Below are 20,139 nucleotides of genomic sequence, written 5' to 3'. Positions count from 1 at the left end.
GACGAAAGGTCTGGAGGACACTGTGGGTGTTGAGGTCAAGGTCGAGGGGCTTACCAAGTCGTTCGGGTCGCAGAACATCTGGCGAGACGTATCCCTGACGCTGCCTGCGGGTGAGGTCAACGCCCTGCTGGGGCCGTCGGGTACCGGTAAATCCGTCTTCTTGAAGACGCTGATCGGTCTGCTGCACCCCGAGCAGGGCTCAGTGGTCATCGACGGCACCGACATCACCGAGTGCTCGGCCAAGGAACTGTACGAGATCCGGAAGCTGTTCGGCGTCCTGTTCCAGGACGGTGCGCTGTTCGGGTCGATGACGTTGTTCGACAACATCGCCTTCCCGCTGCGTGAGCACACGAAGAAGAAGGAAGACGAGATCCGGCGCATCGTGCTGGAGAAGATGGAGCTGGTGGGTCTGGCCGGCGCCGAGGGCAAGCTGCCCGGTGAGATCTCCGGCGGTATGCGCAAGCGTGCCGGGCTGGCGCGCGCCCTGGTCCTGAACCCCGAGATCATCCTCTGTGACGAGCCCGACTCGGGCCTGGACCCCGTCCGTACCGCCTACATCTCCCAGTTGCTGATCGACATCAACGCCGAGATCGACGCGACGATTCTGATCGTCACGCACAACATCAACATCGCCCGCACCATTCCGGACAACATCGGCATGCTGTTCCGCAAGGAGCTGGTGATGTTCGGTCCGCGTGAGCAGTTGCTGACGTCGGAGCAGCCGGTGGTTAAGCAGTTCCTCGCAGGCGACCGCTTCGGTCCCATCGGCATGTCCGAGGAGAAGGACGAGGCGATCGCCGCCCAGGAGGCCGCCATGCAGGCCGCGGGCATCTCCGGCGGTGGTACGCAGGACGACTTCTCCGAGATCATCCCGCAGGTCCAGCCGAACCCCGGCGTCCAGGTGCGCAAGGCCGCGATTCGGCACCGCGCCAACGTGCTGCAGATGCTGCCCTCGCTGCCACCGAACGCGCAGGCCGCGATCCGCGCCTCCATCGCTGAGGAGGACGCGCGCGCCGCCGAGTCGCCCGAGTCGGTCGCGACCCTCGTCGCGCTGGCCAACACCGACTTCAGCACCACGGCGGGCATCGACCACGCCCTCGCGCAGGCCGACACGCAGGTCATGGACCGTCCCACCGACGTCGTCGACCGGCCCACCGAGGTCTATGCGACCGCCGACGACGCGCAGACCCAGCCGATCGACACCTCCGCGATCGAGAACGCCGTCAAGAAGTCTGATGGACAAGGGGAGTAATCAGGCATGACACGTGCCACTTCGCGTGGCGTCGAGAAGATCGCGAACGCTGGTGAGGGCGCCTTAGCCCAGACCGGCAATATCGTTCAGCTCTTCGTCGACGTCGCTCGCCAACTCTTCGTGCGACCGTTCCAGTTGCGCGAATTCATCCAGCAGGCCTGGTTCATCGCCAGCGTCACGATTCTGCCGACGGCGCTCATCGCGATTCCGTTCGGCGCCATCGTGTCGCTGCAGACGGGTTCGCTGATCAAGCAGCTCGGCGCCGAGTCGTACACCGGTGCGGCCTCGGTGCTGGTGGTGGTTCAGCAGGGTTCGCCCCTGGTGACATCGCTGCTGGTCGCGGGTGCTGCGGGTTCGGCGGTTGCGGCCGACCTCGGATCGAGAACGATTCGTGAAGAGATCGACGCCATGGAAGTGCTGGGCATCAACCCGATTCAGCGTCTGGTGGTGCCCCGAGTGCTGGCGATGGTGCTGGTGGCCATCCTCCTCAACGGCCTTGTCGCGGTGGTCGGCATCGGCGGTGGTTACTTCTTCAACGTCGTCGTCCAGGGCGGCACCCCGGGCGCTTACCTCGCCTCGTTCGGCGCGTTGGCTCAGCTGCCCGACCTCTACATCTCGACCTTGAAGGCCGCGATCTTCGGTGTCATCGCCGGCGTGGTGGCGGCCTACAAGGGGCTGAACCCGAAGGGCGGACCGAAGGGTGTCGGTGACGCAGTCAACCAGTCGGTTGTCATCACCTTCCTGCTGCTGTTCTTCGCGAACCTGATCATCACTGCGGTCTTCCTGCAGATCGTCCCGCCGAAGGTAGGTTAGTCGTGACTCGTGGTGTGACGATCTCCAAGAGCAGGCCCGAGTACCTGCGGTACGAGGCGCGCAAGCAGCTCGGCCGTCCGCTGAAGCTGCTCGACGGCGCAGGCGAGCAGATGTCGTTCTACGGCCGCGCGCTCGCGTGGATCCCCAAGACGCTGGTGCACTACACCCGCGAGGTGTTGCGCCTGCTGGCCGAGGTCGCCTTCGGCTCCGGCGGTCTCGCCGTCATCGGCGGCACCGTGGGTGTCATGATCCTGATGTCGGGCTTCACCGGCGTCGTGGTCGGCCTGCAGGGCTACGCGGCCCTTGACCAGATCGGTTCCCAGGCGCTGACCGGATTCCTGTCCGCCTACGTCAACACGCGTGAGGTCGCGCCGCTCGTCGCAGGCCTGGCGCTGTCGGCGACCGTCGGCTGCGGTTTCACCGCCCAGCTCGGCGCCATGCGCATCTCCGAGGAGATCGACGCGCTCGAGGTCATGGCCGTCCCGTCGGTCCCGTTCCTCGTCTCCTCGCGCGTGATCGCGGGCTTCATCGCGGTCATCCCGCTGTACGTGCTCGGTCTGATGGCGGCCTATCTCGCATCGAGAGTGGTCAACACCGTGTTCAACGGCCAGTCGACCGGCTCGTACGACCACTACTTCAATCTCTTCCTGCCACCGGTCGACGTTCTCTGGTCGTTCGGCAAGGTCCTGGTCTTCGCGTTCGTGATCATCCTGATCCACTGCTACTACGGCTACTTCGCCAGTGGCGGTCCGGCGGGCGTCGGCGTGGCCGTGGGTCACGCGGTGCGAACAGCCCTGGTGCTGATCGCGGTCATGGACTTCTTCCTGGGCCTGGCCATCTGGGGCACCACCACGTCGATCCGAGTCGGAGGTTAGGAAAACGTGGAGACACTCAAACGCAGACTCCTCGGTGTGGTGTTCTTCGTCGTCGTGATCGGCCTGCTGGCCCTCTCGCTGGTCAAGTTCAACGGCGGGTTCGACTCGTACGACACCGTCACGCTGAAGACCGATGATGCGGGCAACTCGCTGGTGAAGAACGCCGACGTCAAAGCGAACGGCGTGATCGTCGGGTCGGTCCGTGAGGTCAACGTGGAGCCGGGCGGCAAGGTCCAGGTGGAACTCGGGATCTCGCCGGACCAGATGAAGAATCTGCCCGAGGGCACCACGGCGCGCGTGTTGCCGAAGACGTTGTTCGGCGAGCGCTACATCGCCCTGCAGGTACCGACGAAGTCGATCGGACCGCACCTGACGAACGGCGCCGAGATCCACACGGACGCCCGCGGCAACTCCGCTGAGGTCGAGGACCTGTTCGACGCGCTGCTCCCGGTCATCGAAGCCATCCCGCCCCAGGATCTGAACGTCACGCTGAGCGCCATCTCGCAGGCGATCGGCGGCAAGGGCCACCAGATCGGGGAGATCATCGAGCGGCTGAACACCATCTTCAAGCGCGTCAACGCCAACATGAGCGACCTGCAGGGCACCATCCGCGGGCTCGCCACGTTCTCGCAGACGTACGCCGAGGCGGTGCCGGACATCATCAACGCCTTCGACAACCTGCGCGTGACCGGCAACACGATCGTCGAGCGCCAGGGCGATCTGCGGTCCACCATCCAGACGCTCGGTGTCGCGGCGACGGATACGACCAAGTTCCTGAAGACGAACAAGAAGGATCTGCTGAACCTGTTCATCGACTCCGAGCCGTTCCTGAAGGGGCTCGCTCAGCAGTCGCCGACGTTCACCTGCATGTTCCACAACTTCGCGACCTTGATCCCGGAGTCGGAGAAGATCGTCGGCAAGGGAACGGACAACCCGGGCGTGCACGTGAATCTGCAGTTCGTGAACCCGCGCGGGCGCTACCTGCCGAATCAGGACGAGCCTCGGATGGACTGGAAGAACCCGCCGGCCCGCTGCTATGAGCCTGCGACCAACGGTCGCCCGTTCCCGCAGTACCCGGGCGGCAGCGTTCCGGACGGCTCGTACCAGCCGCCGTCGCGCAACGCAGGCCCCAGCACGTGGCCGAACCTGCCCCAGCCGCAGTTCTCGGCGACTCCGAGCGGGCAGATCTCCGACACCGACTACCAGACGCGGCTGAAGGTCATGTACGCCGCGGCCTCGGGCATCAACCCAGAAGAGGTTCCGACGTGGATCACGTACATCGGTGCCGGCTCGCTGCAGGGAGCGGAGGTGAGCGTTAAGTGAGAGGCGTCATCGCACCCCTGGTCAAGCTGGTCGTCTTCGCGGTCATCACGATCCTCGCGACTGCGATGCTCGGCTTGACGATCGCCAACGCCGGCTCGGGTGGCTCCGCGAACTACAAGGCCGTCTTCAACGACGCCGCCATGCTGAATCCGGGCGACGACGTGCGTATCGCGGGCGTCCGCGTCGGTCAGATCGACTCGGTCGAGATCACCGATCGCAACAAGGCGCTGGTCTCGTTCAGCGTCGACCGGGATCGCCTGCCGCGCAGCGCCCAGCTGACGATCCGGTACCGCAACCTGACCGGTCTGCGCTACATGGCGTTGGAGAAGGGCCCCGGATCGGCCGCCGACACCGTCGACACGGGCTACACGTTCCGCAACGTGGCCGGGAAGCCCGCCAGCACCCACGACGCGGTGAACCTGACCGAGCTGTTCAACGGATTCCGCCCGCTGTTCAAGCAGATCACGCCGGAGGACATGAACAAGCTGGCGGAGACCATCATCAAGGTCTTCCAAGGCGACATGGACACCACCATCGGGAACCTGATCAGCGACACCGCGGGACTCACCAACGCCCTGGCCGACAAGGACAAGGTGATCGGCGACATGATCACCAACCTGACGAAGGTCCTGGACACGGTGAACCGGAACGACGACCAGTTCACCAGTCTCCTGGTGAACACCGAGAAGCTGATCACCGGCCTCGCCGCACAGCGTGACTCGGTCGGCTCGGCCGTGACCTCGGTCGCGAACCTGACCACCGTCACCGGGTCCATCCTGAGCAAGACGCGTCCGTCGATCCAGGGCGACATCGCCGGGATCAAGTCGCTGTCGGATCAGTTGAACACCCGCACCGACGACATCGAACAGGCGCTGACCAACCTGCCGGTGAAGCTGCAGAAGATCGGCCGCGCCGCGACCTTCGGCTCGTGGTTCCAGTTCTATCTGTGCGGCATCGACGTCGTCGCAGGCAACGGCAAGTCCACCAAACTGACCCAGCCGGTGATTCCGCTGCCCGACATCAACCACGTCCTGTACACCAGCGCCGCCACGCGTTGCTGGGCCGACATGAAGCCCGGGGGGTGAAGAGAATGACTGACGAACAGAAGTCGTCGTCGGACGCCGCACCGGTGCCGACCACGCCGAAGAAGAGCCGCCGGTTCGCCGGACGACGCAGCCCGGTGAGTATCGGCGCCATGGGTCTGCTGATCCTGATCATGGCAGCGGTCTCGTCCTTCTACTTGAAGGACCTCCCGCTGGTGGGAGCCGGAGCCCGGTACACGGCCGCATTCAGCGAGGCTGCCGGCCTGAAGGCGGGCAACGAGGTCCGCGTCGCGGGCGTCAAGGTCGGTCAGGTCACCGCCGTCAAACTGAACGGTGACAAGGTCGACGTGACCTTCACGGCCAACAACACGTGGATCGGCAACCAGACGCAGGCGTCGATCCAGATCAAGACGGTCTTGGGCCAGAAGTACCTGGCGTTGAACCCGCGGGGGACCGAACTCGCCGACCCGAACGTGACCTTCACCGACACGGTGGCGCCGTACGACGTCATCGAGGCCTTCGGCGACGCGGCCGACCAGTTGCACGACATCGACACCGACAACCTGGCGGAATCGCTCCGCACGCTGTCGAGCGCGTTCTCGGGCACCAACTCCGAGGACATCAACGCGTCGTTGAGCGGCATCTCGCGCCTGTCGAACACCATCGCCAGTCGTGACGCCGAAGTGCAGAAGCTGCTCGCCGCGACCAAGGACACCTCGAAGATCCTCGCCGATCGCAATGAGGAGTTCACGAAGCTGATCGCAGGCACCGGCGTGCTGCTCAAGGAACTGAACAACCGGCAGAAGGACATCTCCGCGCTGCTGGCCAGCACCACCACGCTGAGCAAGGCCCTCACCGGCATCGTCCGCGACAACGAGAAGCAGATCGGTCCGGCCCTCGATTCACTCAAGGGCGTCACCGACATGCTGACGCGCCAGAACAAGAACGTGCGCGACAGTATCACCTACATGGCGCCGTTCTACCGGCTCTACGCCAACGTGCTCGGTAACGGACGCTGGTTCGAGTCCACCGTGACCAACCTGCTGCCGCCTGCGCTGCCGCAGCAGAACACCACGCGACTGCCGAACATGAAGAAGAATCTCAACAACGGCGGAACGGGGGCCGGCTGATGAGCGGGTCTGATCAGGCCTCACGGCTGTTCAGCAAGCGCAATATCGTCTATGGCGCGCTCGCCGCGGTACTGCTGCTCATCATCGGAGCAGGGGGCTGGTGGGCGTCGACGCTGATCGGCACCACGAAGATCAATGCGACCTTCAACAGTGCGGTCGGCATCTACGAGGGCAGTAACGTGCGCGTCCTCGGCGTGGACGTCGGCAAGGTGACGAAGGTGTCGCCGCAGGGCGACACGGTGAACGTGCAGATGCGCGTGAACCGCGGCGTCGATCTGCCCAAGAACGTTGAGGCGGTGCAGATCATCCCGTCGATCGTCGCCGACCGCTACGTGCAGTTGATCCCGGCCTACTCCGGCGGGCCCAAGGCCGGCAGCGACATCGATCTCACGACCAAGCAGACGCACGTCCCGGTCGAGATCGACGCGATCTACAGCAACCTGCAGAAGCTGTCGAAGTCCCTCGGCCCGAAGGGTGCCAACAAGAACGGCGCCGTCACCGACTTCGTCGACGTCTTCTCGAAGAACATGGAGGGCAACGGCGACAAGTTGGGTGACGCGATCACCAACCTGTCGAAGGCGGCCAACACGCTCTCGAACGGCAGCAACGACCTGGTCGGCACGATCAAGAACCTGAACGTGTTCGTCGAGGCGCTGCGCGAGAACGACGACCAAGTGCGTCAGTTCAACACGCAGATGGCGTCGTTCAACAAGTTCATGGCTGGCGAGCGGGAACAGCTCGGCACGGCGCTGGAGACCCTCTCGTACGCCCTGGGCGACGTCGCGACCTTCATCGCGGACAACAACCAGAAGATCGGCGATGCGATTCGGGATCTGCAGCCGACCGGCCAGGCGCTGCTGGACAACAAGGATCACCTGCTGGAGATCTTGACCGTCCTGCCGGTCACCATCAGCAACCTGATCAACGCGTACGACGCGGAGTCGGGCACGGTCGCGATGCGGCTGAACATCCCGGATCTGCAGGACCCGCTCGGCGCCACGTGCAAGATGCTCGACCTGGGCAAGCTGCTGCCGGGCAATCCGATGGCGGTCGACTTCAGTCGGAAGCTGGCCCCGCTGGTGAACAACTGCAAGGCCGTCGGCAAGCAGATCACCGACGGTGTGCTGACTCCGCTGCTGCCGACGCTTCCGTTCGGCATCCTGAGCGGTGACAAGCAGCAGAAGAACCCCGCGCCGGGAACCAATTCGGGCAACCCCGATCCGCGACTGCCGGGAGGACAGCGATGAAGGTGACGTTGTCGACGCGGGCACGCGTCGCCGGCCTGGGGGCCGCGATGGTGTCGATGCTGGCACTGACCGGTTGTTCCGGGATCCAGTCGGTGCCGCTGCCGGGCGGTGTGGACGTGGGGGACAACCCCCGCACGTACAAGATCCAGTTCGACGACATCCTCGACCTGGTTCCGCAGTCGGTGGTGAAGCAGGACGGCATCCCCGTCGGCCAGGTGACCAAGGTCGAGGTGCCCAAGGACGCCTGGGACGCGATCGTGACCGTTCGGGTCAAGAACACCGTGAACCTCTCGGACCAGGCCTCGGCCTCGGTGCAGCAGACCAACCTGCTGGGCGAGAAGTTCGTCGCGCTGCAGGAGTCTCCGGAAGCGAAGGCGAGCACGCCGCGTCAGCCGGAGTCGCAGGTGATCCAGTCCGATCGCACGCGCACCGTCACCGACATCGAGCAACTGCTCGGTGCGTTGTCGATGCTGCTGAACGGCGGCGGCATCAACCAGCTCGAGCCGATCATCACCTCGCTGAACGAGGCACTGGGCGATCGCCCGAACGCCGTGCGGTCGCTGCTCAAGCAGTCCGAAGAGCTGATCGACAACCTGAACCGTCAGCGCGACGACATCGTCCGCGCCGTCGAGGGAGTCAGCAAGCTCTCGTCGCGGGCCAACGAGCAGACCGATCAGATCGAACGGATCCTCAACGAGCTCCCGGAAGGCGTCAAGGTGCTCGAGGAGCAGCGTCCGCAGTTCGTGGACCTGCTGACCAAGCTCGACGACCTCGGCGATGTCGGCACGTCGATCCTCGGCAAGGCGCACGACGAGATCATCACCGATCTGAAGGCGTTGCGTCCGATCCTGTCCGAGCTGGCGAAGTCGGCGCAGGACGCGGCCACCGCGCTCCCGCTGATGCTGACGCATCCGTTCCCGGACGATCTGCTGCCTGCCGTGCACGGTGATTCGACCAACCTGTTCATGACGTTGGACCTGCGACTGCTGAACCAGTTGGAGGCGCTCGGCGTGGGGCAGGGCACCCCGAAGTACTCGCCGCCGTCGGTCAACGCGCCGAAGGTGGATCCGCGCAACCCGTACGTCAACGGCAACGGGCCGCGCTACGGTTGGCCGACCATCTCGCTGCTCCCGCCTGCCGCGAACTCGCGTCCGGGACCGAACACGCCGCCCTCGGGCGGGACCTACCCGATGAACAAGTCGTCCGCGACTGCGCAAAAGAACACGACGCAGAAGAATACGACGCAGAAGAACACGACGCAGAAAAATACGACGACGTCGAAGAAGAAGAGCACGAGTCAGTACACGATGATGCCGTCGCGTGACGAGAACTTCTTGAAGGGAACGTTGAGCATGCTCGGAGGTGATGACCAGTGACGACGCGTCTGGTCAAGATCCAACTGATCGTGTTCGTCGTGGTCGGCGTCCTCGCGATCGTCTACGTCGGCGCCAAGTACGCCCGCCTGGACAAGCTGGTCGGCATCTCGACGTACAACGTGACGTTGCACATGGACGACGCCAGCGGCGTGTTCCCGAACGCCGAGGTCACCTACCGCGGTGTTCCGGTCGGTCTGGTCGGCGACATGGAGATGGTGCCCTCGGGCGGCGTCGACGTGACGCTGCAGATGAACTCCGGTTCGGCCAAGGTGCCCGCGTCGGCGACCGCGGTCCTCGCGAACCGCTCGGCGATCGGCGAGCAGTTCATCGATCTGCAGCCGACGAGCAACGAGGGTCCGTACCTGGAAGACGGCAGCACGATCAAGGGCGCCGAGGTGCCGCCGAAGCTGCAGGACGTCATCGCCGACACCATCACCCTCACCAAGACGGTGCCGGTCAAGGAGTTGAGCACGGTCGTCGAGGAGCTCGGCAAGGCGTTCAACGGCAAGGGCGACGACCTCACCCGACTGGTGGCTTCGCTGGACAAGATCTCCAAGGACGGGCTCGACAACATCGATCCGATCGTTGATCTGATCAAGAACTCCAACGTGGTCCTGGGAACCCAGGCCGAGCAGTCGGATGCGATTCTCAGCTGGTCCAAGAACCTCGATCTGGTCACCGCACAGCTGACCGCCTCCGACCCGGATCTCCGGCGCATCCTGGCGACCGCGCCGAGGACCGCGAGCACCTTGTCGCAGTTCGTGCAGGACAACGGTCAGGACACCACCAAGCTGGTCCATCAGCTCGGTGCGACGGTCGACTATGTGGAGCCCGCGTCGTTCGCGACCGGCGTCACCTTCGCAATGCTGTCGGCGCTGTCCGCGGGCAGCCACAGCGCGGCGCCCGGTGACGGTCAGATCCACTTCGGCATCGTTCTCGAGACCGGTAACCCGCCGAGCTGTACGCGCGGCTACGAGAGCACGCAGAAGCTGATCGAGGACATGAAGAAGCGGAATCCGAACTTCGACATCAACTACGACGACTTCCCGTTCAACACGGAGGCGAACTGTGATGTCCCGGTCGGCAACCCGACCTCGGTCCGCGGTGCGCGTCGCGCCCAGCTGGCCAACCCGGACTTTCCGCAGCCGTGGGACAACACGCCGAAGAAGGATCCGGACAAGTTGAATTTGAACCCGCTGGCCACCCAGCTGGCCGCCCTGATGGGCGTGCACGCACGGTAAGCCCCGGACCGGTCTGCCGCCGCTGAATCAGCGGCGGCAGATTGGCGAGGTGGGCCAGGCGATGACTAAGGTTGCGCTCGATGACACACGAAGACAGCAGTGAGCCGGAGATCGACCCGGCCGACGCCGCAGAGGCGATGGACGGTGCGGCGATCGACGGCGAGGCGGTCGACGACTCCGCGGTCGAGGACGTGGCGGTCGACGATGCAGCGGTCGACGCAGATTCCGCGACCGAGTCGGACGCGTCAACAGTGAGTCTCACCAAGGACGATGCTGATGCGGACTCCGCGGAGAGCGTCGACGTCCTCCCGGCTCGGGTCGACACCGACGAGGCGTCGGCCCGCAAACCCATCGCCTCGTTGGCGCTCGCGGTCGCGGTGGCGGCACTGATCGCCGTCGTCGTGTGCATCGGCTACTTCGGCTACACCGGTGTCCGTGCCTACACGGTCGACTCGACGGCCACCCAGTTGCGCGACGAGTCGCTCGACGTCGCGCAGCAGGCCGTCCTGAACATCACTGCGGTGGATCCCACCGACATTCCCGGCTGGGAGAAGCGCCTGCGGTCGTCGTTGACCGGCGACGCCCTCGACCAGGTGAAGCCCGACGACTTGAAGAAGCTCGTGGAGCAGGGCCAGGCGGCAGGCAGTTCGGCGGGCAAGATCGAGTCCCGGATCGCGCGCAGCGCGGTGACCGCGCTCAACACCGATGAGGACACGGCCACCGTGCTGGTGTTCGCGAACGTGACTGCCACCAACAAAGATCAGCCGGTGCAGCAGAGTCAGATGGGCTTCCTGCTGACGATCGTCGACGTGGACGGCACCCGCAAGGCCGGCAAGGTCGTAGCACTGAACCCCCTCGAATACAGTCAGACCGGCTCGGACGTCGCGAACACCACCGGGAACGGCACGGCGCCGAAGGAGGGCGGCAACTGATGGCTGCTGGACGTCCGATCAAGCGCACCTCGTCTCCGTCGAAACGAACCCCGAAGGTCGCCGGTCGCGGTGGGTCCCGGGTCACCGTCGCCAAGAACGCCGACGAGACCGCAGCGGAGACGATCACCGCGAGCGAAACCACCGCTGAGAAGCCCGCTGCCGAGAAGTCGGCCGGCGAGTCCGGGACGAGCACCGTCGTCTCCGGCGTGGAACGGAAGCGCCGCGCCGCCGCCGAACGTGTGGAGCAGGAGGAGGCTGAGCGCGCCGTGCTGCTGGAGGGGAAGCCTCCGCGCAGCACCGGCGCCACGTTCCGGACAGCCGCGATCATCGGCGCAGCGGCGCTGGTGCTCGGCATCGTCGCCGCGATTCTCGCCTTTCATCCGGGCGCCGAGGTGAACGACAACCGCGCCTTCGTCGACTCCGCGGAGACCGAGCAGGTGCTGAGCAACGCGCGTAGCGCGGCCTGCGCGCCGTTCCAGTTCGACTACAAGAACCTCGACGGGTGGATCGCCTCCACACACGACCAGTTCACCGGGGGAGCGCTCGATCAGTTCGAGACGTACCTCAAGGTGCAGCGCCAGGTCATCGAGCAGACCAAGTCGGCGTCGGAGTGCCAGGTGGACTCGATGGGAGTCGAGTCGCTCGACGGCGACAACGCCTCGGTGATCGCGACGCTGATCGTGAGCACCTCGCGCGACGGCATCGTCAACGAGTCGTCGGTACCGCACGTCCGATACTCCCTGGTGAGGATGGACGGAACGTGGCGTGTCAACGAGGTCGGTGGCTTCTGAGATGCGGCGAGCGACGGAGCGATTCGTAGGGAATCGGCGCGTTTCGCTTGACGTTCGGGCGTCGGCGCGGCACGCTGTGACAAGCGATTCTGCGAGGTAGGCAGCCTTCCGCGAATCTTTTCCCAGAGGGGGTTACCCATCCCCGTCATGATCTGATACAGTTGGACGTTGCGCTGGCTGCCTCCTGTCCGCTGATCGATCATCCTTCCAGCCGTCCCGTGTCGGGGTGGCCCTCGGGTGTGATGTTTGTGCAGGTAGCACGACCACCGCAGGCCACATGGCCACGCACCGAGAAACTTCGTGTTGGAAGGACGCATCTTGGCACTCGACCGCCAGTCCACCTCAACCACATCGGGAATCATCCCGGGCGCTCCACATCGCGCTTCCTTTGCCAAGATCGACGAGCCGCTCGAGGTTCCGGGCCTGCTCGATCTGCAGTTGGATTCGTTCGAATGGCTCGTCGGTACGCCCGAATGGCGCGCAAAGGCGATTGCGCGGGGTGAGGAGAACCCGGTCGGCGGACTTGAGGAAGTCCTCCGCGAACTGTCGCCTATCGAGGACTTCTCGTCCTCGATGTCCCTGTCTTTCTCCGATCCGCACTTCGACGAGGTCAAGGCCTCGATCGACGAGTGCAAGGACAAGGACATGACTTACGCGGCGCCGTTGTTCGTCACCGCGGAGTTCATCAACAACAACACCGGTGAGATCAAGTCGCAGACCGTCTTCATGGGCGACTTCCCGATCATGACCGACAAGGGCAGCTTCATCATCAACGGCACCGAGCGTGTCGTCGTGAGCCAGCTGGTCCGCAGCCCGGGCGTCTACTTCGACTCCTCGATCGACAAGACCACCGAGAAGACGCTGCACTCGGTCAAGGTGATTCCGGGCCGTGGTGCGTGGCTCGAGTTCGACGTCGACAAGCGCGACACCGTGGGCGTCCGCATCGACCGCAAGCGTCGTCAGCCGGTCACTATCTTGCTCAAGGCGCTCGGCATGACCAGCGAGGACATCGCGGAGCGCTTCGGCTTCTCCGAGATCATGATGTCGACCCTGGAGAAGGACTCGACCAGCAACCAGGACGAGGCCCTGCTCGAGGTCTACCGCAAGCTGCGTCCGGGCGAGCCGCCGACCAAGGAGTCCGCGGAGAGCCTGCTGGAGAACCTGTTCTTCAAGGAGAAGCGCTACGACCTCGCCCGCGTCGGCCGCTACAAGATCAACAAGAAGCTCGGCCTCACCGCGAACCCGATGTTCGGCGCGTCGACCCTGACCACCGAAGACATCATTGCGACCGTCGAGTACCTGGTGCGTCTGCACGAGGCCGACCCCCACCACACCTCGATGATGACCGTCCCGGACGGCGTCGAGGTCCCGGTCGAGGTCGACGACATCGACCACTTCGGCAACCGTCGCCTGCGCACGGTCGGCGAGCTGATCCAGAACCAGATCCGCGTGGGCCTCTCGCGCATGGAGCGCGTCGTGCGTGAGCGCATGACCACCCAGGACGCCGAGGCGATCACGCCGCAGACGCTGATCAACATCCGTCCCGTCGTGGCCGCGATCAAGGAGTTCTTCGGAACCAGCCAGCTGTCGCAGTTCATGGACCAGAACAACCCGCTGTCGGGGCTGACGCACAAGCGTCGTCTCTCGGCGCTGGGCCCGGGCGGTCTGTCGCGTGAGCGCGCAGGCCTCGAGGTCCGCGACGTGCACCCGTCGCACTACGGCCGCATGTGCCCGATCGAGACCCCTGAGGGTCCGAACATCGGCCTGATCGGTTCGCTGTCGGTGTACGCCCGCGTCAACCCGTTCGGCTTCATCGAGACGCCGTACCGCAAGGTCGTCGACGGTGTCCTCACCGACGAGATCGCGTACATGACCGCCGACGAGGAGGACCGTTACCTCATCGGCCAGGCGAACACGAACTACGACGCCGACGGCACCATCACCGACGAGCGCGTCCTGGTCCGCATCAAGGGTGCCGAGGTCGAGTTTGTCCCGGCCCAGGCCGTCCAGTACCTGGACGTCTCGCCGCGCCAGATGGTCTCGGTCGCCACCGCGATGATTCCGTTCCTGGAACACGACGACGCGAACCGTGCCCTGATGGGCGCCAACATGCAGCGTCAGGCGGTGCCGCTGGTCCGCAGCGAGTCGCCGCTGGTCGGCACCGGCATGGAGCTGCGTGCGGCCGTCGACGCGGGCGATGTCATCGTCACCGGCAAGACCGGTGTGGTGGAAGAGGTCTCGGCCGACTTCATCACCGTGATGGCCGACGACGGCACCCGCGACAGCTTCCGCCTGCGGAAGTTCGAGCGCTCCAACCACGGCACCTGTGCCAACCAGGTCCCGATCGTCGACGAGGGTCAACGTGTCGAGGCCGGCCAGGTTCTGGCCGACGGCCCCTGCACCGATCAGGGTGAGATGGCGCTCGGCAAGAACCTGCTCGTGGCGATCATGCCGTGGGAGGGCCACAACTACGAGGACGCGATCATCCTGAGCCAGCGTCTCGTGGAGGAGGACACCCTCACCTCGATCCACATCGAGGAGCACGAGATCGACGCTCGCGACACCAAGCTCGGTGCCGAGGAGATCACCCGCGACATCCCGAACGTCTCCGACGAGGTCCTCGCCGATCTCGACGAGCGCGGCATCGTCCGCATCGGCGCCGAGGTCCGCGACGGCGACATCCTGGTCGGTAAGGTCACCCCGAAGGGCGAGACCGAGCTGACTCCGGAAGAGCGCCTGCTCCGCGCGATCTTCGGCGAGAAGGCGCGCGAGGTCCGCGACACCTCGCTGAAGGTGCCGCACGGCGAGACCGGCAAGGTCATCGGCGTTCGCACGTTCAGCCGTGACGAGGACGACGACCTGGCGCCCGGCGTCAACGAGTTGGTCCGCGTCTACGTGGCGCAGAAGCGCAAGATCCAGGACGGTGACAAGCTCGCAGGCCGCCACGGCAACAAGGGCGTCATCGGCAAGATCCTGCCGCAGGAGGACATGCCCTTCCTGCCGGACGGCACTCCGGTCGACATCATCCTGAACACGCACGGTGTCCCGCGTCGTATGAACATCGGTCAGATTCTCGAGACCCACCTCGGTTGGGTGTCGAAGGCCGGCTGGAACATCGACACCGCGCAGCTGGAAGAGGAGTGGGCCAAGCGCCTGCCCGAGCACATGCACTCCGCGGAGCCGAACACCAACACCGCCACCCCGGTGTTCGACGGCGCCAAGGACGACGAGCTTGCAGGTCTGCTCGGCTCCACGCTTCCGAACCGCGACGGCGACGTGATGGTCGGCGCCGACGGCAAGGCGACCCTGTTCGACGGTCGTTCGGGCGAGCCCTTCCCCTACCCGGTCGCGGTCGGCTACATGTACATCATCAAGCTGCACCACCTGGTGGACGACAAGATTCACGCGCGTTCCACCGGTCCGTACTCGATGATCACCCAGCAGCCGCTCGGCGGTAAGGCCCAGTTCGGTGGTCAGCGCTTCGGTGAGATGGAGTGCTGGGCCATGCAGGCGTACGGCGCCGCCTACACCCTGCAGGAACTGCTGACGATCAAGTCGGACGACGTGGTCGGTCGGGTGAAGGTCTACGAGGCCATCGTCAAGGGCGAGAACATCCCCGAGCCGGGCATCCCGGAGTCGTTCAAGGTGCTCTTGAAGGAGCTCCAGTCGCTCTGCCTGAACGTGGAGGTCCTCTCCAGCGAGGGCACCGCGATCGAGATGAGTGACACCGACGATGAGGACCTCGAGCGTGCTGCTGCCAACCTCGGCATCAACCTGTCACGCAACGAGTCCGCCACCGTCGACGACCTCGCCAACTGACCCACGGGGGCTCCGCCCCGTGTACCCCGAACAACCCGCGTGGTTGCGAATCGGCACACGGGAGCGGGCTCCGGCCGGCGGGGACGCCGACCACAAACCCATAACCACGGAATTTCCAGAGCCGGCACCGGTTCATAGGTAGGGATAAAGAACTTGCTCGACGTCAACTTTTTCGACGAACTGAAGATCGGTCTTGCGACGGCCGACGACATCCACAACTGGTCGTACGGCGAGGTCAAGAAGCCGGAGACCATCAACTACCGCACGCTGAAGCCGGAGAAGGACGGCCTGTTCTGCGAGAAGATCTTCGGACCGACTCGCGACTGGGAGTGCTACTGCGGCAAGTACAAGCGCGTGCGTTTCAAGGGCATCATCTGTGAGCGCTGCGGCGTCGAGGTGACCAAGGCCAAGGTTCGACGTGAGCGCATGGGCCACATCGAGCTGGCCGCTCCGGTCACGCACATCTGGTACTTCAAGGGCGTGCCGAGCCGCCTCGGCTACCTGCTGGACCTGGCGCCGAAGGATCTCGAGAAGATCATCTACTTCGCCGCCTACGTGATCACCGCCGTCGACGACGAGCTGCGTCACGCCGAGCTCTCGACCCGCGAGGCCGAGATCGGTGTGGAGCGCAAGGCCATCCTGGACGACCTCGAGGCCGCTCTCGCCGAGCGTCAGCAGAAGCTCGAGGCCGACCTCGCCGAGCTCGAGGCCGAAGGCGCCAAGGCCGACGCCAAGCGCAAGGTCCGCGACGCCGCCGAGCGCGAGCTCAAGCGCATGCGTGACCACGCCAACCGCGAGGTGGAGTCCCTGGACGAGATCTGGGACAAGTTCACCAAGCTGACCCTGGGCGACCTCATCATCGACGAGCGGCTGTACCGCGAGCTCGAGGACCGCTTCGGCGAGTACTTCACCGGCTCGATGGGCGCCGAGGCCATCAAGAAGCTCCTCGAGAGCTTCGACATCGAGGCCGAGGCCGAGTCGCTGCGCGAGACCATCCGCACCGGCAAGGGCCAGAAGAAGCTGCGTGCACTGAAGCGACTGAAGGTCGTGGCGGCGTTCCAGCAGTCCGGCAACTCGCCGCAGGCCATGGTGCTCGACGCCGTGCCGGTGATCCCGCCGGAGCTGCGTCCGATGGTTCAGCTCGACGGCGGCCGCTTCGCGACCTCCGACCTGAACGACCTCTACCGTCGCGTCATCAACCGCAACAACCGCCTCAAGCGACTGATCGACCTCGGCGCCCCCGAGATCATCGTCAACAACGAGAAGCGGATGCTGCAGGAGTCGGTCGACGCCCTGTTCGACAACGGCCGTCGTGGTCGTCCCGTCACCGGACCGGGCAACCGTCCGCTGAAGTCGCTGAGCGATCTGCTCAAGGGCAAGCAGGGACGTTTCCGTCAGAACCTGCTGGGCAAGCGCGTCGACTACTCCGGTCGTTCGGTGATCGTCGTCGGCCCGCAGCTGCAGCTGCACCAGTGCGGTCTGCCGAAGCTGATGGCCCTGGAACTGTTCAAGCCGTTTGTGATGAAGCGTCTGGTGGATCTCAACCAGGCTCAGAACATCAAGTCGGCCAAGCGCATGGTGGAGCGTCAGCGACCCGCCGTGTGGGACGTCCTCGAAGAGGTCATCGCCGAGCACCCGGTTCTGCTGAACCGTGCGCCCACGCTGCACCGCCTCGGCATCCAGGCCTTCGAGCCGCAGCTGGTGGAGGGCAAGGCCATCCAGCTGCACCCGCTGGTCTGTGAAGCGTTCAACGCCGACTTCGACGGTGACCAGATGGCCGTGCACCTGCCGCTGAGTGCGGAAGCACAGGCCGAGGCGCGCATCCTGATGCTGTCGTCGAACAACATCCTGTCGCCCGCATCGGGTCGTCCGCTCGCCATGCCGCGTCTGGACATGGTGACCGGCCTCTTCTACCTGACCACCCAGAAGGACGGTCTGGCAGGCGAGTACACCCCGGCCACCGACGACGACATCGAGCGCGGCGTCTACTCGAGCCCGGCCGAGGCCATCATGGCCGTCGACTTGGGCGAGCTGACCATCCAGTCCAAGATCAAGGTGCGGCTGACGCAGCAGCGTCCGCCCGCCGACGTCGAGGCGGAGCTCTTCCCGGAGGGCTGGACCCGCGGTCAGGCATGGGAGACCATGACCACCCTGGGTCGCGTGATGTTCAACGAGCTGCTGCCGAAGGACTACCCGTTCATCGACGAGCAGATGCCGAAGAAGCGTCAGGCCGTGATCATCAACGATCTCGCCGAGCGCTACCCGATGATCGTCGTCGCACAGACCGTCGACAAGCTGAAGGACGTCGGCTTCTACTGGGCCACGCGTTCGGGTGTCACCGTCTCGATGTCGGACGTTCTGGTTCCGCCGGCCAAGGCCGAGATCCTGGAGCGTTACGAGGAGCGGGCCGACGGCCTGGAGCGCAAGTTCCAGCGCGGCGGTCTGACCCCGGACGAGCGTCGCGACGCACTGGTGGAGATCTGGAAGCAGGCCACCGAAGAGGTCGGTAAGGCGCTCGAGGACTACTACCCGGACGACAACCCGATCACGATGATCCCGAAGTCGGGCGCCACGGGCAACATGACTCAGGTGCGCAACCTGTCGGGTATGAAGGGCCTGGTGACGAACCCGAAGGGTGAGTTCATCCCGCGTCCGATCAAGTCGTCGTTCCGCGAGGGCCTGACCGTCGCCGAGTACTTCATCAACACGCACGGCGCCCGCAAGGGTCTGGCGGACACCGCACTGCGCACCGCCGACTCGGGTTACCTGACCCGTCGTCTGGTGGACGTGTCGCAGGACGTCATCGTCCGCGAGACCGACTGTGGCACCGAGCGCGGCATCCTGGTTCCGCTGGGCGAGAAGCAGGCAGACGGCAGCATCATCCGTGATGCGCACGTCGAGACCTCGGCGTACGCCCGCACCCTGGCCACCGATGCGCGCGACGCCGACGGCAACGTCGTCGTCGAGAAGGGGCACGACCTGGGCGATCCCGCCATCGAGGCTCTCCTCGCAGCGGGCGTCACCGAGGTCAAGGTCCGCTCGGTCCTCACCTGTGCCACCGGCACCGGCGTCTGCGCCTGCTGCTACGGCCGTTCGATGGCGACCGGCAAGCTCGTCGATATCGGCGAGGCCGTGGGCATCATCGCCGCACAGTCGATCGGTGAGCCCGGTACCCAGCTGACGATGCGTACGTTCCACCAGGGTGGTGTCGGTGACGACATCACCGGCGGTCTGCCGCGTGTCACCGAGCTGTTCGAGGCCCGCGTCCCCAAGGGCAAGGCCCCGATCGCCGAGGTCTCGGGTCGGATCCGCATGGAAGACGACGATCGGTTCTACAAGATCACGATCATCCCGGACGACGGCAGCGACGAGGTCGTGTACGACAAGCTCTCGAAGCGTCAGCGTCTGCGCGTCTTCAAGCAGGAGGACGGCAGCGAGCGTCTGCTGGCCGACGGCGACCACGTCGAGGTGGGGCAGCAGCTCCTCGAGGGCGCTGCCGATCCGCACGAGGTGCTGCGTGTCATGGGTCCGCGCCAGGTGCAGATCCACCTCGTCAACGAGGTCCAGGAGGTGTACCGGAGCCAGGGTGTGTCGATCCACGACAAGCACGTCGAGACCATCGTCCGCCAGATGCTGCGTCGCGTGACGATCATCGACTCCGGCGCCACCGAGTTCCTGCCGGGTTCGCTCACCGAGCGTGCCGAGTTCGAGGCGGCCAACCGGTCCGTCGTCGCCGAGGGCGGGGAGCCGGCTGCCGGCCGTCCGGTCCTCATGGGCATCACGAAGGCCTCGCTGGCCACCGATTCGTGGCTGTCCGCGGCGTCGTTCCAGGAGACCACGCGCGTGCTCACCGATGCGGCCATCAACAGCCGTAGCGACAAGCTCGTGGGCCTCAAGGAGAACGTGATCATCGGTAAGTTGATCCCGGCCGGTACCGGTATCAACCGCTACCGCAACATCGAGGTCCAGCCGACCGAAGAGGCTCGTGCAGCGGCGTACGCCCTGCCGACCTACGACGACACCTACTACAGCCCGGACGGCGCCTTCGGCGCCCCGAGCGGTGCCGCCGTTCCGCTGGACGACTACGGCTTCGGCAGCGACTTCCGCTGATCTGAACCACTGACGACGGTCCCGTTCCCCACAGGGGAGCGGGACCGTCGTCGTTGGCGCACCACTTCTGATCGAGTCGCACCACTTCTGTTTCCCGCATTCGGTCGCGACCAAGTGCGGGAAACAGAAGTGGTGCGGTTCGTCGGCAAGTGGTGCGCGGCGGGGTGTCAGAGGAGCCCGGCGCGGT

At 65.2% G+C, this 20,139-nt stretch carries 13 protein-coding genes; all 13 read left to right on the top strand.

Annotated features, from left to right (window positions below):
• The first annotated feature begins 22 nt into the window (after positions 1-22).
• Positions 23-1,252 carry an ABC transporter ATP-binding protein gene (locus GH2_RS06765; RefSeq protein WP_066164879.1) on the top strand — a complete coding sequence of 410 codons (1,230 nt, stop codon included), beginning with the start codon at positions 23-25 and terminating at the stop codon, positions 1,250-1,252.
• Positions 1,253-1,258: 6 nt separating this feature from the next.
• Positions 1,259-2,065 (top strand): MlaE family ABC transporter permease, encoded by an 807-nt coding sequence (locus tag GH2_RS06760; protein WP_066164876.1) that lies wholly within the window; start codon positions 1,259-1,261, stop codon positions 2,063-2,065.
• Between the two features lie 2 nt (positions 2,066-2,067).
• Positions 2,068-2,940, top strand: a complete 873-nt coding sequence (locus tag GH2_RS06755) for an MlaE family ABC transporter permease (protein ID WP_066164873.1) — start codon at positions 2,068-2,070, stop codon at positions 2,938-2,940.
• A gap of 6 nt (positions 2,941-2,946) precedes the next feature.
• Positions 2,947-4,263: an MCE family protein gene (locus GH2_RS06750; protein WP_066164870.1), complete on the top strand. Its 1,317-nt coding sequence runs from the start codon at positions 2,947-2,949 to the stop codon at positions 4,261-4,263.
• Positions 4,260-5,348 carry an MCE family protein gene (locus tag GH2_RS06745; protein ID WP_066164867.1) on the top strand — a complete coding sequence of 363 codons (1,089 nt, stop codon included), beginning with the start codon at positions 4,260-4,262 and terminating at the stop codon, positions 5,346-5,348. Before GH2_RS06750 ends, GH2_RS06745 begins: the two co-directional genes overlap by 4 nt.
• A gap of 5 nt (positions 5,349-5,353) precedes the next feature.
• Positions 5,354-6,436 carry an MCE family protein gene (locus tag GH2_RS06740; RefSeq protein WP_066164865.1) on the top strand — a complete coding sequence of 361 codons (1,083 nt, stop codon included), beginning with the start codon at positions 5,354-5,356 and terminating at the stop codon, positions 6,434-6,436.
• On the top strand, positions 6,436-7,683 hold the full coding sequence (locus GH2_RS06735; protein ID WP_066164862.1) for an MCE family protein: 1,248 nt from the start codon (positions 6,436-6,438) through the stop codon (positions 7,681-7,683). Before GH2_RS06740 ends, GH2_RS06735 begins: the two co-directional genes overlap by 1 nt.
• Positions 7,680-9,059 (top strand): MCE family protein, encoded by a 1,380-nt coding sequence (locus GH2_RS06730; protein ID WP_066164859.1) that lies wholly within the window; start codon positions 7,680-7,682, stop codon positions 9,057-9,059. The genes GH2_RS06735 and GH2_RS06730 overlap by 4 nt, the downstream gene beginning before the upstream one ends.
• Positions 9,056-10,300 (top strand): MlaD family protein, encoded by a 1,245-nt coding sequence (locus GH2_RS06725; protein ID WP_066164856.1) that lies wholly within the window; start codon positions 9,056-9,058, stop codon positions 10,298-10,300. The genes GH2_RS06730 and GH2_RS06725 overlap by 4 nt, the downstream gene beginning before the upstream one ends.
• A gap of 80 nt (positions 10,301-10,380) precedes the next feature.
• Positions 10,381-11,232 carry a hypothetical protein gene (locus GH2_RS06720; protein ID WP_066164852.1) on the top strand — a complete coding sequence of 284 codons (852 nt, stop codon included), beginning with the start codon at positions 10,381-10,383 and terminating at the stop codon, positions 11,230-11,232.
• Positions 11,232-12,023 (top strand): hypothetical protein, encoded by a 792-nt coding sequence (locus tag GH2_RS06715; RefSeq protein ID WP_066164849.1) that lies wholly within the window; start codon positions 11,232-11,234, stop codon positions 12,021-12,023. Before GH2_RS06720 ends, GH2_RS06715 begins: the two co-directional genes overlap by 1 nt.
• A gap of 318 nt (positions 12,024-12,341) precedes the next feature.
• Positions 12,342-15,842, top strand: a complete 3,501-nt coding sequence (rpoB, locus tag GH2_RS06710; protein ID WP_066165475.1) for a DNA-directed RNA polymerase subunit beta — start codon at positions 12,342-12,344, stop codon at positions 15,840-15,842.
• A gap of 153 nt (positions 15,843-15,995) precedes the next feature.
• Positions 15,996-19,952 carry a DNA-directed RNA polymerase subunit beta' gene (locus tag GH2_RS06705; RefSeq protein WP_066164847.1) on the top strand — a complete coding sequence of 1,319 codons (3,957 nt, stop codon included), beginning with the start codon at positions 15,996-15,998 and terminating at the stop codon, positions 19,950-19,952.
• The last annotated feature ends 187 nt before the right edge of the window (positions 19,953-20,139 follow it).

It is taken from the genome of Gordonia hydrophobica NBRC 16057, from assembly GCF_001592365.1.
GTDB lineage: Bacteria > Actinomycetota > Actinomycetes > Mycobacteriales > Mycobacteriaceae > Gordonia > Gordonia hydrophobica.
Note: the sequence above shows the minus strand (reverse complement) of the source record. Positions and strands in the feature narration are given on the sequence as shown.